Origin of the sequence: Hymenobacter profundi, from assembly GCF_019334315.1 — a bacterium.
Taxonomy (GTDB): domain Bacteria; phylum Bacteroidota; class Bacteroidia; order Cytophagales; family Hymenobacteraceae; genus Hymenobacter; species Hymenobacter profundi.
The window spans coordinates 1-14,410 of record NZ_JAHWGL010000040.1 but is presented as its reverse complement, the minus strand read 5'-3'; the positions used below and the strand labels follow the sequence as shown (position 1 = coordinate 14,410).

14 protein-coding genes are annotated in these 14,410 nt (G+C 57.4%); 4 read left to right on the top strand and 10 right to left on the bottom strand.

What is annotated here, in order from left to right; translation table 11 throughout:
• Positions 1 to 104 precede the first annotated feature (104 nt).
• The 3 genes from KYK14_RS11125 (at position 105) to recO (ending at position 3,994) form a co-directional block, all read left to right on the top strand.
• Entirely contained in the window at positions 105 to 734 is a 630-nt protein-coding gene (locus tag KYK14_RS11125) for a thymidine kinase (protein ID WP_208307795.1), read from the top strand.
• 84 nt (positions 735 to 818) lie between these two features.
• The gene (porZ, locus tag KYK14_RS11120; protein ID WP_219158884.1) at positions 819 to 3,173 is read left to right on the top strand and encodes a type IX secretion system anionic LPS delivery protein PorZ; all 2,355 of its coding nucleotides are present in this window, start codon (positions 819 to 821) and stop codon (positions 3,171 to 3,173) included.
• Positions 3,174 to 3,271: 98 nt separating this feature from the next.
• Entirely contained in the window at positions 3,272 to 3,994 is a 723-nt protein-coding gene (recO, locus tag KYK14_RS11115; protein ID WP_219158883.1) for a DNA repair protein RecO, read from the top strand.
• Between the two features lie 150 nt (positions 3,995 to 4,144).
• On the opposite strand, the gene KYK14_RS11110 is transcribed toward recO, so the two are convergent.
• Genes KYK14_RS11110 through KYK14_RS11090 form a run of 5 tightly spaced genes read right to left on the bottom strand, consistent with a single transcriptional unit; the run spans position 4,145 to position 7,843 of the window.
• Positions 4,145 to 4,594, bottom strand: a complete 450-nt coding sequence (locus KYK14_RS11110) for an FKBP-type peptidyl-prolyl cis-trans isomerase (RefSeq protein WP_219158882.1) — start codon at positions 4,592 to 4,594, stop codon at positions 4,145 to 4,147.
• A 6-nt stretch (positions 4,595 to 4,600) separates the two neighbouring features.
• Complete coding sequence (locus KYK14_RS11105) at positions 4,601 to 5,170, bottom strand: FKBP-type peptidyl-prolyl cis-trans isomerase (protein WP_219158881.1); 570 nt, start codon at positions 5,168 to 5,170, stop codon at positions 4,601 to 4,603.
• Positions 5,171 to 5,201: 31 nt separating this feature from the next.
• On the bottom strand, positions 5,202 to 5,741 hold the full coding sequence (locus KYK14_RS11100) for an FKBP-type peptidyl-prolyl cis-trans isomerase (protein WP_219158880.1): 540 nt from the start codon (positions 5,739 to 5,741) through the stop codon (positions 5,202 to 5,204).
• A 54-nt stretch (positions 5,742 to 5,795) separates the two neighbouring features.
• Positions 5,796 to 6,761, bottom strand: a complete 966-nt coding sequence (locus KYK14_RS11095) for an FKBP-type peptidyl-prolyl cis-trans isomerase (RefSeq protein WP_185282431.1) — start codon at positions 6,759 to 6,761, stop codon at positions 5,796 to 5,798.
• Between the two features lie 38 nt (positions 6,762 to 6,799).
• Entirely contained in the window at positions 6,800 to 7,843 is a 1,044-nt protein-coding gene (locus KYK14_RS11090; protein WP_185282432.1) for a DHH family phosphoesterase, read from the bottom strand.
• Positions 7,844 to 8,123: 280 nt separating this feature from the next.
• On the opposite strand from KYK14_RS11090, the gene KYK14_RS11085 reads away from it, so the two are divergent.
• The gene (locus KYK14_RS11085) at positions 8,124 to 8,543 is read left to right on the top strand and encodes a nucleoside-diphosphate kinase (RefSeq protein ID WP_185282433.1); all 420 of its coding nucleotides are present in this window, start codon (positions 8,124 to 8,126) and stop codon (positions 8,541 to 8,543) included.
• A gap of 108 nt (positions 8,544 to 8,651) precedes the next feature.
• Here the strand turns inward: KYK14_RS11085 and KYK14_RS11080 are convergent, their stop codons facing one another.
• From KYK14_RS11080 to KYK14_RS11060, 5 genes are all read right to left on the bottom strand, one after another.
• Positions 8,652 to 9,743 (bottom strand): AAA family ATPase, encoded by a 1,092-nt coding sequence (locus KYK14_RS11080; protein WP_219158879.1) that lies wholly within the window; start codon positions 9,741 to 9,743, stop codon positions 8,652 to 8,654.
• A gap of 27 nt (positions 9,744 to 9,770) precedes the next feature.
• A complete protein-coding gene (locus tag KYK14_RS11075) occupies positions 9,771 to 11,054 on the bottom strand; it encodes a nucleoside permease (RefSeq protein WP_185282435.1) in 1,284 nt (427 codons plus the stop codon).
• Positions 11,055 to 11,333: 279 nt separating this feature from the next.
• Positions 11,334 to 12,254, bottom strand: a complete 921-nt coding sequence (gene hemF, locus KYK14_RS11070; RefSeq protein WP_219158878.1) for an oxygen-dependent coproporphyrinogen oxidase — start codon at positions 12,252 to 12,254, stop codon at positions 11,334 to 11,336.
• 113 nt (positions 12,255 to 12,367) lie between these two features.
• Positions 12,368 to 13,255, bottom strand: a complete 888-nt coding sequence (locus KYK14_RS11065) for a universal stress protein (RefSeq protein WP_219158877.1) — start codon at positions 13,253 to 13,255, stop codon at positions 12,368 to 12,370.
• Positions 13,256 to 13,360: 105 nt separating this feature from the next.
• Positions 13,361 to 14,125, bottom strand: coding sequence for a sulfite exporter TauE/SafE family protein (locus KYK14_RS11060; RefSeq protein ID WP_246601799.1), 765 nt, complete (start codon positions 14,123 to 14,125; stop codon positions 13,361 to 13,363).
• Between the last annotated feature and the right edge of the window lie 285 nt (positions 14,126 to 14,410).

Below are 14,410 nucleotides of genomic sequence, written 5' to 3'. Positions count from 1 at the left end.
AACTGCAAAAACAACGTTGTTGCCGCCTGCCGGCCAAAGTTGTAAATTTGACCGTTTGCCTCCGGGCAAATTCTATTATTCACTCATTCATTCACGCATCGACTGTGTTCATCGAACCTCGCGTTGGCAATGGCCGCGAAGCGCCGCATCGGGGCTGGATTGAAGTGGTGGCGGGCTCTATGTTTTCGGGTAAGACCGAGGAGCTGATCCGCCGGCTCAATCGCGCCAAAATTGCCCGCCAGCGGGTCGAAATCTTCAAGCCCGCCCTCGATACCCGCTACCACGAGCACGATGTGGTGTCGCATAACGCCACCAGCATCCGCTCCACCCCCGTGCAACTTCCCGAAGAAATACTGCTGCTCGCTAGCGGCTGCGACGTGGTGGGCATCGACGAAGCGCAGTTCTTCGACCATTCACTGGTTGATGTGTGCAATCAGTTGGCCAATCAGGGTACCCGCGTCATCGTGGCTGGCCTCGACATGGACTACACTGGCAAGCCCTTCGGCCCCATGCCGGCCCTGATGGCCGTGGCCGAGTTCGTGACCAAAGTAAACGCCGTGTGCGTGTGCTGCGGCGAGGTGGCCGCGTACTCGTTTCGTATTGCGGCGTCTGAGGCGCAGGTGCTGCTCGGCGAAACCGATTCGTACGAAGCACGTTGCCGGCCGTGTTTTCAAGCCGGAATGCAGGAGAAAGCACCCGCCACAGTTCGTCCCGCTGCCCGACAGGAAAGCTAAGGGGTAAGCAGAAGTTGGCTGACCAATCGAAAAGCCCACGGCCAATAGCTACAAGCTAAAGGCGTAGTATGTACCTTGTTCCGCATGCGCCACCTCCTACCCACCCTGTGCTGTGTACTGCTTCTGCTTACGGGCTTGCTGCCCCCGTCGTCTGCCTGGGCGCAGTCGGGCGTGGGTTATGGCGATTGGCAACTGCACCTACCCAGCAACCGCGCCAAGGCCCTGGCCGATGCCGGCAGCCGCGTATACGTAGCCGCCGAAGATGCTTTTTTTTACTACGATAAGGAGCTGAATACTACGGCCCTGCTCTCGCGTCGCGACGGCCTGCACGACGTAGGCGTGCAAACCGTGGCTTACGATTCCCTGACGCGCCAGACGCTGGTGGCCTACGTCAACGGCAACCTCGACGTGCTGCAAGCCGATGGCTCCATCCAGAACCTGACGGATATCCTGCGTAAGCAAATCACGGGTATTAAAGCCATTTACGGCATCTCATTCAATAACCGGATGGCCTACCTATCATGCAGCTTTGGGCTGCTGGTGCTGGATATGGCGCGGCTGGAAGTGCGCGAAACCTACACCACTATTGGTGCTGGTGGGGCTGCCGTGCAAGTGTATGCTACCACCGTGGCCGATGGCTACCTGTTGGCCGCCACATCGGGCGGCGTCCTGCGCGGCTCGCTGGCCGCCAACCTGCTCGATTCTCGTGCCTGGGCCATCGTCCTACCCGCGCGCGCCGGCGACCCATACCGCACACTGGCTACGCAGGCTGGCACCGTGTACGCGGGCGTCAACGGCGACCAGCTCTACCGCTTCCTACCTGCCAGCCAAACCTGGCAGGCGGTACCCGGCACCAGTGCTAGCACCTTCAACCAACTCACCCCTTCGGCAGCTGGGTTGATCATCACCGATAACCAAAAAGTGAGCGTGCTGACTGCTGCCGGACAGGTTCGGCCGCTCGCTGCCGCGCCTGTTCAAAGCCCGCGGGCGGCTTTGCGGGCGCGGGATGGCGCCTACTATGTGGCTGATTATCGCAATGGCCTCGTCCGCCTTGCGGCCGATGGGCAGCAGGCGGAGAGCTTTGTAAATAACGCCCCGGCCAGCTCCCTCAGCTTTGGCGTGTATAGCGATGCTCGTAGCGGCATCACCGATGTGTTCAGCGGCGGCTACCAGGACCGCTACCTGCAAAGCGACCTGTACGCTGGTTTTTATGAATATCATGATGGCCGCTGGACCAATATCACATCAACCACCCTACCCGACCCTACGCAATATCCCAATCCCAAAGACCTGACCCACGGTGTGCGCACCGCCGACGGTACGCTCTACGTGGGCAGCTATGGGCAGGGACTGCTGGAATGGAAGGGCGCGGGTAATTTTCGGCTGTTCAACCCTGCCAACGGCAACAGCCCGCTGCTGAGTGCCATCAGTAATCCGAACTATGCTCGCATCACAGACGTGGCCTTGGACGGCAACGGCGACGTATGGGTAGTAAACCGCCACCAGCGCACCAACAATTCGGGCTTATTCGTCTTTAGCCCTACCAGCAATGCCTGGCGGACGCTGCCCTACTTCTCCGGTTCCGAAAACCTCGACCGCCTCGCTCTCGACGACGACAACGTGGCCTGGGCCACGCAGGCCCGCCAGGGCGGACAGGGCCTAGTGGCCTACGACCCCGCTACCGGCGCCGTGCGCTATTTCACGAGTGCTACCGCCCCCGATAACTCTACGCCGGGTCTCATCAATCTCTACGATGTAGTGAAGGACCGACGAGGTGCCATCTGGGTAGCCAGCGGCAGCAGTGGCGAAGTGGGCGTGGCCGTATTCGACGACCCCAGCCAAGCCTTCGACCCCAGCGCAACTTTTCGGGTGCCATTCCTGCGTAAGGGCGAATCGGATACCGGCTTTGCCATTTTACGCGGCCAAACCGTGCTGTGCATCGCCACAGATGGGGCCAACCGCAAGTGGTTCGGCACGGCCGATAATGGTTTGTGGCTGTTCAATGCCGATGCCGACGAGGCGCTGCTGCACTTCACCACCGACAACAGCCCGCTACCCTCCAACCGCATCAACGACGTATCGGTGAACGACCGTACCGGCGAGGTGTTCGTGGCCACCGATGCGGGCCTGGTGACGTACCGCGGCTCGGCCACCGTCACGGAAGGCAAGCCTGACTGTGTGAAGGTGACCCCTAACCCCGTTCGCACCAGCTTCACGGGTGAGGTAGGGATTTCGGGCCTAGTGAACGATGCTATTGTGAAAATAACGGACGTCACCGGCGCCCTTGTCTACCAAACCCGCGCCAACGGCGGCACCGTCACCTGGAATCTATTGGATAGCAACAACCGCCGCGTGCAGTCCGGCGTGTACCTGGTTCTTTCCTCCGACGCCGATGGCAAGAACGGCTGCATCAGCAAAATTGCGGTAGTAGAGAATTAGGAATTAGTCTATTCTAAAGGTTGTTAAAGCAGATATCAAAAGCTTGCGCTCTTCCTAGTTGAAGGACGTGAGCTACTCTTACTCTTTTAAGTGAAATCATGCTCATCAAAACCCGCGGTATTGTTCTTAACTACATGCGTTACCGCGAAACGTCTATCATTGCCCGGGTGTATACCGAGCGGCTGGGGTTGCAGTCGTACGTGGTGAATGGGGTGCGCAAGGCTAAACCTCCCGGGCGTATTGCGCTGTTTCAGCCGTTTACGCTGCTGGATCTGGTGGCCTACACCTCGCGGCAGGGCGGCCTAACGCGCCTCTCGGAGTACCGTTGCGCTGAGTCCTACCGCAGCATTCCGTTTGATGTGCAGAAGAGTAGCGTGGTGTTGGTGCTGTCGGAAATTGTAGGACGGGTGGTGCAGGAAGAGGAAGAAAATGAGCCACTGTTTCATTTCCTGCACGACGCCTTGTTGGCCTTCGATCAGCAGCAAACGGGCTTCGAAAACTTTGCCCTGATTTTCCTGCTGCGCCTGGCTTCCTACTTAGGGTTTGGAATAGAATCGGGGCAGGAGATAACTACGCAGGTGGCCTTCGCCTCGGCGGTGCCTGCTACGGGTAGCGGCACCAGCACGCCTACCGTGCTGCGCTTCCAGGAGTTCGATCAGTACTTCGACGAGCTATTGCACGACCCTACCCACGCCACCGTGCCCAACGGCCGGGTGCGCCGCGAGCTGCTCAATTTGCTTATCCGTTACTACCAGCTCCATATCGAACACCTGGGTGATGTCCGTTCTCTGGCTGTATTATCGGAAGTGCTGGCGGAGTAGTGGCGAAGCTGTGAGATGGTGAATGAGTAAAAAATAAGTCTGTCATCCTGAGCAAAGCGAAGGACCTTCTTACGTCAGAACGAGTCGTTGTTACGAAAATCGTTCTAGCGTGAGAAGGTCCTTCGCTTTGCTCAGGATGACAGACTTTACTTACCGCACCTTCACCACGGTTAGGTCAAAGACCAAGTCGGTGTTGGGTGGAATCAGGTAGCGGCTGTCGTCGTCGGGGTCGCGGGCGCCTTTCGCGCCGTAGGCCAGCGCGGCCGGAATCCAGACGCGGGCGCGGGTGCCGGCGGGGAGGAGCAAGAGCACCTCGTCCCAGCCTTCGATAACTTCGCTGCGCCCTACTCGCAGGCGCAACGGATGCCCATCTACTGCCGACGAATCGAACACCTTGCCACTGGGCAAGAAGCCGGAGTATTCCACTACCAGCTTATCGCCGGGCTGGGGGGTAGCACCAGTACCGGGCGTTGCTACCAAGTAGCGCAAGCCGCTAGCGGTTTGTATCGTATCAGTTGGGGTGGTTTGCGCTACAGCAGAGAGAGTGCTGAAAAGCAGACTCAAGCACAGCCACAAACCCCACCAACGAGCTGCTATCATGCGTTGTTAGTTGATGCGCTTGGTCACGATCATGTCGAAATACAGCACCTGGTCGTTGCCAACGTTCGAGAGTTGGTCGCCCGACAACTGAGACCCATAGGCCAGATAGGAAGGAATCAATAGTTGCTTCCGGTCGCCGGGCTTCATGAGCAGCAGGGCTTCATCCCACCCCTTGATTACGTTGCCGGCGCCTGCTACTACCTGGAAGCACTGGCAGGGCGTACGGTTGTCGTAGGAACTATCGAACTTGGTGCCCACTACGCCATTTTCGAGATACCGGCCAATGTACTGCGTCTCTACCCGCTGCCCTTCTTTAATCGTCTCGGCGCCCGCAGGAGCATCCGTTACCGGAACAAGGTACAAGCCCGATTCGGTGCGGGTGAAGTTTTTGATGTTGTTGTCCGTGAGATACTTCATAATCGAAGCATCGTCCAAGGTTTTTTGCTGCTCGCGGTGGTCTTCGTATTGCTTAAGGTAGCTAGGCGTGTTGTTACAGCCAGAAAGTACCGTAGCGCTGCCAGCAGCTACCAGCAACGAAGCGCAGAGAAACAGGCGATGCAGAAGAGGTCGTATCATCAGAAAAAAAAGTAAAAGGGAGCCGCTTAGCTTATTTAATGTCAATCAGTTCTACCTCGAAGCGTAGCGGTGTATTCGGCGCAATAGTAGAGCGACCAAATACACCGTATGCCAATTCTGACGGAATAAGTAAGGTAGCCTTGCCTCCCTTGCGCATCAGCGCAATGCCTTCGTCCCAGCCCGCAATTACTTGGCCGATGCCCAACGTGAAAGGAAAAGGTGTAGCGCCAGAGGCATCAAATGCCTTGGGGGGGGTAGTGAAATAATAGCCGGTGTAGCGCACCGAAACAGTTTGACCAGCTTTCGGCATATCGCCAGTACCTAGGGCAGTGCTGTCCTGCACGAAATACATACCCGAAGCGCGTTTATCAAACTTCGTGATCTTATTGTCGGCTAAGTACTTCTGAATGGTAGCTTCGTCGTCTATTTTAGCTTGGGCAGCTTGGCGTTTCAAGTCCTCAAGATAATCGTCGTTGCTGTCATTGTTGAGGCAGGACGAAACGCTCAGTAGCAATACCAGCAAACCAAGTACAAAGCGCGAGGCGCGGAAGAAAGAAAAAGTATTCATCATACCAGTAAGAGAAAAATAACCGCCGCCGGGTTGCATCCGGCGGCGGTTATTTACCTATTGTTGCTTCACGTCTACCAACTCTACATCGAAGCGCAGAGGCGCATCGGCGGGGATGTCGGCACCCGCGCCGCGCTGCCCATAGGCCAGCGACGAAGGAATCAGCAGTACGGCCTTCGAGCCCTTGGGTAGCAGGGCAATGCCCTTGTCCCAGCCCGGAATCACCTGGCCTACCCCCAGCGGGAACTCGATTGGCTTACCACCATTGCCTTTGGCCGAAGAGTCGAACTCTTTGCCATTGAGCAAGGTGCCTTTGTATTGCACCGAAACGGTTTGGCCTGTCTTGGGCTTGGCGCCGGTGCCGGCTTGCGTGATGATATAGTACACGCCTGAAGTATCGCGCTGGGCAGTCAGGTTGTTTTTCTTGATGTATTCCTGTAGAATCACATCATCCTTTTTCAGCTGCTCCTTGGCGTGCGCCTGCATTTTCACCTGCGCGTCCATCATTTGCTTCTGCTGGTCGGCCATGGCCTCGTCGCGGGTTTGTACCTTCTCAGCTTTCACCAGCATGGTGATGGTGTTGCCCTGCTTCTTGATGAAGGGCGGCGCCGGACGGCCCGAGTTCTTCATGGCCAGCGTGTCGGCGTTGAATTTGAATACGGCCGAGTCGCCGGGCTGGAGCATGGCAAAGGCTTCGGCCTCCGCACCTTTCTGCTGCACCGAGTCCAGAGGGAACGGCGCGGGGATGCCCATGCGCTGCACGCGCGAGCTCATCAGCAGCGAGTCTTTCGCTGTGCGGTACTCAATGTGCAAGCCCATAATCTTGCCGATGCGTTCCTTGTAGGTAGGGTCGCCGGTGACGGCTACTTCGCGGGGCTCGTACTTGTTGCCTACCTTCTTGAAGATTTTGTATTCGATACCAGACTTGGTTTTCTGAAAATCGCCACCGCCCTTGTTGCAGGAGGCGAGGCCCAGAAAGCCGGCCGCCAGGGCCAGACTCAAAGAAATGCGTTGAGAAAGCATTGAGTAAGGTAGAGTTAGAAAAGAGAATTTCGGGCAAGTTACGCCGAACGGGGCGCAACTACTAAAGGAGCCGTGACCAGTTGTGTTTGGTACTGCGGCAGTAAGTCGATGAAGCGCTGCACGGTGTTGTCGAGCGAATCGTAGCTGACGCCGCCGGCGGCGTTGTGGTGGCCGCCGCCCTGGAAATGCTGGCGCGAGAAGTCACTCACGGAGAAATCACCCACCGAGCGGAAGGAAATCTTCACCGCCGAGCCCCGGTCAATGAGAATAGCGGCAAACACTACCCCCTCAATGCTCAAGGCAAAGTTGACGAGGCCTTCCGTATCGCCGGTTTTGGACTGGTACTGGCGCAGTTCGTCCTGGGTGATGGAAATGTAGGCCGTGTTGTACTCGCGCAGCACCGTGAGCTTGTCCTTCAGCACAAAGCCTAGGAAGCGCAGACGCATCTCGGAGTGCGAGTCGTAGATGCGGCGGTGCACGTCAGAAAGATTGATGCCGGCATCGAGCAGCTCGGCAATAATCAGGTGCACGTTGCGGGAGGTGCTGGGATGGCGGAACGAGCCCGTGTCGGTCATGATGCCCGCGTACAGGCACTCGCCAATACCCACGTCAATCAAATCCTGGTCACCCAAATCGCGAATCACCTCAAACACCAGCTCCGAAGCCGCTGCCGCGCTTGAATTGGAAAAATCCAGATCGGCAAAGTTCTCAGGCTCCTGGTGGTGGTCGATGAGCACCTTGGTGCCGGGCGCGTGCCGAATGTACTCGCCCATCTCCGCAATGCGGTTGAGACAGGAGAAGTCCAGACAGAAAATAACCTCCGCTTTGTTGATCAGGTCCCGTACCTGCGCATCGTTCTGGTGCCGCTCGTAGATGATAACATCTTCGTTGCCGGGCATCCAGGCCAGGAAGTCGGGGTAGTCGGAAGGGGTCACGACAGTAACGTGGTGACCTTTTTTGCGGAGATACCCCATCATAGCCAGCGACGAGCCTAAAGCATCGGCGTCAGGCTTGTGATGGGTCGTAATGAAAATCTGCCGGGGTTGCGCAAGCAGCTCTTGCAGGGCGGTAATTGTGGACATTGCCTACTACTAGATGGCTGAAAGTCGGTATTTTACGACGGAAACAAGGCGGCAAAAGTCGGAAAAATTCCGGAATTGCAACGAAACGGCCCACTCAGCTCTCAAAATAGGAGCACCTGAGCGCGTCGGATACGGTCAAACGCCGCTGCTATGTAAAAGGTGCCCGCAGGATTTATTCGGCGCAACTCCGCAACTCTCGCCGGATACTTCTACTTTTGCGCCCACAAACCGCCGCGGCGGTTTTTTAATTTCCTACCCTTACCCTTTGACCCTGAATCGTATGGCAACCAACCGCACGTTCACCATGATTAAGCCCGATGCCGTGCAGGACAACCACATTGGTGGCATCCTGCAAATGATCGAAGCCGGTGGCTTCCGCATCGTAGCCCTGAAGAAAGTACAGCTGACGCCCGAGCGCGCCGGCCAATTCTACGAAGTACACAAGGAGCGTCCCTTCTACCAGGATCTGGTAAAATATATGTCGTCGGGTCCCATCGTGGCCGCTATCCTGGAAAAGGACAACGCCGTGGCTGATTTCCGTACGCTGATTGGTGCTACCAACCCCGCCAACGCCGAGGAAGGCACCATCCGGAAAAAATACGCCAAGAGCATCGAAGCCAACGCTGTACACGGCTCCGACTCCGACGAAAACGCGCAAATCGAGGGCGACTTCTATTTCCCCGCCAACGAGCAATTCTAAGCTCTCCTTCGCAATAGCATCAAAAAACCCGCATTACGCTCCGTAATGCGGGTTTTTTGATGAACTACTTTTAGGCTAAAAATAAACTTATTTTATACTGTCGAGCTGTTATCTACTGCTTCCGAAGCCAATGCGGCCAGTAGCTTTCGGCTCGCTGACAAACGTCTCATCTTCCCGATTGTAGATATCAGCCAGCGTCATAGGCTCCGTGACGGGCGTAGTTTGACCGAGTGAGGTAGCCAGCGCCTGCGCCTTGGGTTGCGCCAGCGCCTCGAAGGCGTAGGAGGCAATAAGCCTACCTTTGCGGAGCAGTGCCTTGTCGATGCGGGCTAAGTCGGCGTTGAAGGTGCAAATAATCTGAATATGGAAGCCATCTGATAGCAATCCATCGCTGAGATTGAGTAGGTTGCTTACTGCATTGCTGCCGGAGGCATCGCGTTTGGTTAGTAGCTCCTCAGCATCCTCAATAAGCAGAATGGAATTGGTGTTGTCGTGCAGCAGGTTGATAAACTCTGGATCAGCGATGCGCAACGCCAGATTGGGCGGGATGAATAGCTTGGGCTTATCAGTGAGGCTGCACAGGTGCCGGATGTAGCTGGTTTTGCCAGTGCCGGGCGGTCCATGCAGAATAACGAGCCCCTTGTCATCCGGCTTCTGCAAACGCTTCACAATGGCCTCGTGTGCGGGCAGCAAGTCGTCGTTGTAGTTGGCGGCAAGATCGAGCTCGGGAATTGTGAGGGGTAGGGGCGAGAACTCTAAATCGTTATTTGCTAAGCGCAGTACCTGAATGCGCTGACGCTCCAGTTTTCCTGTATCAAGCTGAGCGGTAAGTAGGGCTCTAAGCTGGGCTAATACAGCAGCGTCGGTACGAGAAGAATAGAAAAGTTGAACACCTTGGTCACCGTACAGGCCACGATCATATAACCACAGAAGCACATGTGGCGCCGGTGACAAGGCGTAGTAATGCAGTTCGGGGGGCTTGCCTACTTCTTCCAAGTAGAATGACTTGACGACAGTGACTTGGTCAAGGTCGTATGTTTCACCCAACGCAGTGAGCACCAGTTGGCGTGCTTCCGAAGAGGCAAGCTGGTAGATTTCGCGGGAAGGAAGTTCGCCAAACGTTAGGTAAAACCAATTTACCGGCTGAAAACCGTGCTGAGTGAAGGACGGAGAGAGGTCCGGGGTAGCCGGAAGCATCATAAGATATAGTGCATTAGATAAGGGGTATTATGCCTGTTCCACCGACAGCAGCGGCTCAGGGTGTGCGTCTTCTACTGCTTGCGGGTTATGCTTATGCTTGAAGAGCAGCACGAACAGTACGGCAATAACCAGCGCGTACAGCGCAAACGTTATCCAGATGCTGTGCCAGTCTTTGGTGCCATCGGCGGCGGTGAAGTATTTCTGAATCACGATACCGCTGATGGAACTGCCCAGCACGGCCCCAAAGCCGTTGGTCATCATCATAAACAAGCCTTGCGCGCTGGCCCGGATGCTCGGGGCCGTTTGCGTTTCCACGAACAGCGAACCGGAGATATTGAAGAAGTCGAAAGCCATACCGTAGACAATGCACGACAGAATAATCATCCAAAGGCCTGAACCGGGGTTGCCGTAAGCAAATAGGCCGAAGCGCAGCACCCAGGCAATCATGCTGAAAAACATCACTTGCTTGATACCAAAGCGCCGCAGAAAGAACGGAATAGCCAGAATAAACAGCGTTTCGGAAATCTGCGAAATCGACATGATGATAGCCGGGTAGCGTACCGTGAGGGTATCCTGATAGGCGGGCACTTGGTCAAAATCGTGCAGGAACGTGTCGCCGTAGGCGTTGGTGAGCTGCAAAGCCGCGCCCAGCAGCAGCGCAAACAGGAAGAAGGTCGCCATCTTGGTGTCGCGCAGCAAGGCAAACGACTTCAGGCCCAGCACATCCACCAACGAGCGGCTAGGGGTGTCTTTGGCCGTGGGCGGGCACTTGGGTAGGCTGAACGAGTATAGGCCCAGCAGCAGCGCTGCGCCGGCTGCTACATAAAACTGGTTGGCCGATTTCTCGAAGCCCAGCAAGCTCACCGTCCACATGGCCACGATGAAGCCGATGGTGCCCCACACCCGAATGGGCGGGTAGTCCTTCACCACATCCAGCCCCTCACGCTTCAGCACCGAGTACGACACGGCGATGGACAGTGACAGGGTAGGCATATAGAAAATCATGTTCAGCAGAATCACCCAGAAGAACATGCCGGGGTCCGTCACCCACGGAATGGTGAAAAGCACAACGCCGCCCAACAGGTGCAGCACGCCGTATAGCTTCTCCGCATTGATGTACTTATCGGCCACAATGCCCATGAGCGAGGGCATAAAAATGGAGGCGATACCCATGGTAGAAAAGATAGCGCCGAACTGCGCCCCCGACCATTGTTTGGTTTGAAACCAATAGGCTCCGATGGTTATCAGCCACGAGCCCCAGATAAAGAACTGTAAAAAGCTCAGGATGATAAGACGCAGCTTAGTACTCATGCAGGTCTGATTTAAAGCGCAACGGATAGAGTTTGACCCATAAAGATACTTAGGAGTGGTGAGATGGTGAAATAGTGAGATGGTGAGTGGTGAAGTTGTGAGTTTGTGAAGTGGTGAGTGGAAAAACGGCCTGTCATCCTGAGCGCAGCGAAGGACCTTATCACATTTGAACGAGTCGTTGGTACGTCAATCGTTCTATCGTCATAAGGTCCTTCGCTGCACTCAGGATGACAGGCGTAGTGTTATTCACAACTTCACTACTCACCATCTCACTACTCACTACACCCACTCTACCCCCTTGCGTAGCCACGCTAGGGTAGCTGCCTCCGGCGAACCGGGGGCGGGGTGCTGGTTGTAGTGCCACTCGCACTGCGGGGGGAGGCTCATCAAAATGCTCTCGGTGCGGCCGCCGGTTTCGAGGCCGAACTTGGTGCCCCGGTCGATGGCGAGGTTGAACTCGGCGTAGCGGCCGCGGCGGATAAGCTGCCACTGCTTTTCGGGGGCGTTGTAGGGTAGGGTGCGGTTCTGGCGCATCAGCTCGGTGTAGATGGGGCCGAAAGCGTCGCCCACGTCCTGCACGAAGGCAAACAGGTCCTCGAACGAGCCATCTTTCCCTACCGTGAGACGGTCGAAGAAGATGCCGCCCACACCGCGGGTTTCCTGGCGGTGGGGCAGGTAGAAATAGTCATCGGCCCACTGCTTGAAGCGGGGGTAGTAGGTTGGGTCGTGGCGCTGGCACACGGCCTGGAGCTGTTGGTGAAACCAGCGCGCTTGCTCCTCTATTACATAGATGGGCGTCAGATCGATGCCGCCGCCAAACCAGGCTTCGCCGTTGCCGGCCTCGAAGTAGCGCACGTTCATGTGGGCAATGGGCACCATCGGGCTGCGCGGGTGCAGCACTACCGATACACCCGTGGCAAAATACTCGGGGTTAGGCATGAGCAGGTTGCGGGCGGCCGGCTCGCTCATTTCGCCCCACACTGCCGAAAAGTTCACCCCACCTTTTTCCAGCACCGCCCCGTGTTGAATAACGTTTGACAGGCCCCCACCACCGCCCTCATGCTCCCAGGCATCGGTTTGGAAGGTAGTACCACCGTCGGTGGTTTCGAGTTGACTGCACAGGCGCTGCTGAAAGCCCCGCATCCAAATTTCGGCGGCAGCGCGAGTGAAAGATTCGGTAGCGGTGAGGACGGTAGGCATAACGAGAGCGTTATGAGTAAGGTGAAGAATGACTTTGCTGAAGGAGATGGCAAGCAGCCGGTTGTTCTTGACAGGGACTTAAAGACCTGCAAGGGGTAGGAACAAGCAGTTGGCTAGTGAACAGCTATGGCTTGTTGGATGGCTTCGCGCTCAGCCTGCCGGGCGCACCGCTCGCAGCATACTGTGGTGGGTTGGGGCTGGCGCAGCACTAATACCGGAATCTGGGTGTGGTAGGCGCGGGTAGTGGTGTAGCAGGCATCAAACAGGCGACGGAGTAGGGCGCTGCTGGTGGGAGCCACAATCAGCAATTGGGCCTGGGCGCGGGCGCAGAACTCGCTGGTGCCTTCCAATTGGTCGTCGTCTTCGAGTAGGTGCGTGGTGAGGTCGGGCCAGGTGAGCTGGGGACGGGCTTTTTCCAGGGCGCGCTTCAGGCGCATCCGGTCGGGGCGGTGCAGGGGCGAGTAGAACTGCACCAGCTGCAACGGCGCCGGAAATGCCTTCGCCATCGCCGACAGGCGGGGTAGGAGGTTGGTATCCAGCTTATCGAAATCGGCCGAGAAAACGGTGCTGCTCGGCAATGGTCGGCGGCCGGGCGGCACCACTAGCACGGGGCACGTCACTAGGTCGATGATAGCGGCGGCGTGGTTGCCAGCTACATCGGGGCGGCCGCAGTCGATGTGCTCCAGGCTCATCACCAGTAAATCGGCTGCGTGCCGGGCTACTTCGAGTTGAGCGTGGTCGTGCAGGCAGCCCGCCAGCACCCGGTAGTGGTAGCGGATGCGGCGACCATCCTGGCGCGTGAGCTGCTGGTAGCGCAGGCGCTCTGCTAAGGTGCGCAGCCGTTGCTCTAGCACCTGCATTTCCGCGGCGGCGGGGGTAGGGCCGTGGTGGCAGTAGAGCAGCACAATCTCGGCTGGCCAGCGCACGGCCAGCTTATTAGCATACAACAGCGCGTGCTCCGAGGCCGCTGTGAGGTCGAGAGGGACGAGGATGGTTTTCATAAGCTCTTTATTTAGCTGTGAGCTATTGGCTGATAGCGTTGAAGGTTGTAGTCGGGCGACTGAAAAGCTATCAGCCCACAGCCAATAGCTCGCAGCTACATTTAATCAATGACAGTAATGGATGGTGCTAGGCTGAGCAGCATTCGCGGTGGGAGCAGTGTGCACCAGCTGCGGACTGAGGTAGGGAACTCCCAGCCCCAGCCCGCGCAGGATGAACAGCACGGCCAGCACCGTGGCCACGTAGGGCACGGCCTGCCGCATGCGGGTGCGCCACCTCAGCGACACCAGTCGCCCCGTGAGCGACAGGCCCAGCATCAGGGGCAGTGTGCCCAACCCAAATAGCAGCATGTACGCGGCCGCGCCGCCTACCCCTGGCGCGCTCAGCGTGCCAGCCAGCGCCAGATACACCAGGCCGCAGGGAAGCAAGCCATTGAGCATACCGGTGACGTACAGCGCCGATAGCTCTTTCCGATGGAAAAAGTGCGCCAGCGTCTGCTTCAGCCAAGCCAGGGGCCGGTCGAGGTAGAGGGCGGCAGTGAGGCGGCCGGTGTGGCGCTCAGGCACCGCCACCAGCAGCAGAATCAGCAGGCCCGATGCAATGGAAAGGCCCTGCTGCCACCCCGCCAGCCGCAACGACTGCCCCACCGCGCCCACCACCCCGCCCAACAGCGTGTAGGTGGTAATCCGGCCAAGGTTGTAGAGTAGCCGCCCGCCCACGTAGCGCCAGTGGGCATCGGCCGCATCCGGCTTGCCCGGCAGCGCTAGCGCAATAGCGCCGCACATACCCACGCAGTGGAAGCTACCCAGAAGACCAAAGATGAAACCTGCCCAGAGCATCGGCGGAAAGCGCGTGTTCGAATTGGGAAGCAAGTATGCGATAAACCGCCGCCGTCGGCATGACAAAAATCAGGTGGTGAGTTGATGTTTGTTCTGCCGTGGAGACCCCACCCCCCAGCCCCCTCTCCCGGAGGGAGAGGGGGAGCCTTTTCCGGAGCCATTAGCTGATGGCTTTTAGCTGCTAGCTTTTCATTGACAGGAACTATCAGCCAAACCGTCTGGCTCCCCCTCTCCCGGAGGGGAGGGGGCTGGGGGGGGTGGGGTCTCCACGGCAGAACAAACCAATTCCACTTCTTATGGTATACCCTACATCACTCA

Excerpts from the sequence above, each read along its gene's own strand:
- KYK14_RS11075 (WP_185282435.1), bottom strand. The coding sequence starts at position 11,054 with ATGAGTACTAAGCTGCGTCTTATCATCCTGAGCTTTTTACAGTTCTTT.
- KYK14_RS11105 (WP_219158881.1), bottom strand. The coding sequence starts at position 5,170 with ATGATACGACCTCTTCTGCATCGCCTGTTTCTCTGCGCTTCGTTGCTG.
- KYK14_RS11090 (WP_185282432.1), bottom strand. The coding sequence starts at position 7,843 with ATGTCCACAATTACCGCCCTGCAAGAGCTGCTTGCGCAACCCCGGCAG.
- hemF (WP_219158878.1), bottom strand. The coding sequence starts at position 12,254 with ATGCCTACCGTCCTCACCGCTACCGAATCTTTCACTCGCGCTGCCGCC.
- porZ (WP_219158884.1), top strand. The coding sequence starts at position 819 with ATGCGCCACCTCCTACCCACCCTGTGCTGTGTACTGCTTCTGCTTACG.
- KYK14_RS11110 (WP_219158882.1), bottom strand. The coding sequence starts at position 4,594 with ATGATAGCAGCTCGTTGGTGGGGTTTGTGGCTGTGCTTGAGTCTGCTT.
- KYK14_RS11085 (WP_185282433.1), top strand. The coding sequence starts at position 8,124 with ATGGCAACCAACCGCACGTTCACCATGATTAAGCCCGATGCCGTGCAG.
- KYK14_RS11080 (WP_219158879.1), bottom strand. The coding sequence starts at position 9,743 with ATGATGCTTCCGGCTACCCCGGACCTCTCTCCGTCCTTCACTCAGCAC.
- recO (WP_219158883.1), top strand. The coding sequence starts at position 3,272 with ATGCTCATCAAAACCCGCGGTATTGTTCTTAACTACATGCGTTACCGC.
- KYK14_RS11065 (WP_219158877.1), bottom strand. The coding sequence starts at position 13,255 with ATGAAAACCATCCTCGTCCCTCTCGACCTCACAGCGGCCTCGGAGCAC.
- KYK14_RS11095 (WP_185282431.1), bottom strand. The coding sequence starts at position 6,761 with ATGCTTTCTCAACGCATTTCTTTGAGTCTGGCCCTGGCGGCCGGCTTT.
- KYK14_RS11100 (WP_219158880.1), bottom strand. The coding sequence starts at position 5,741 with ATGATGAATACTTTTTCTTTCTTCCGCGCCTCGCGCTTTGTACTTGGT.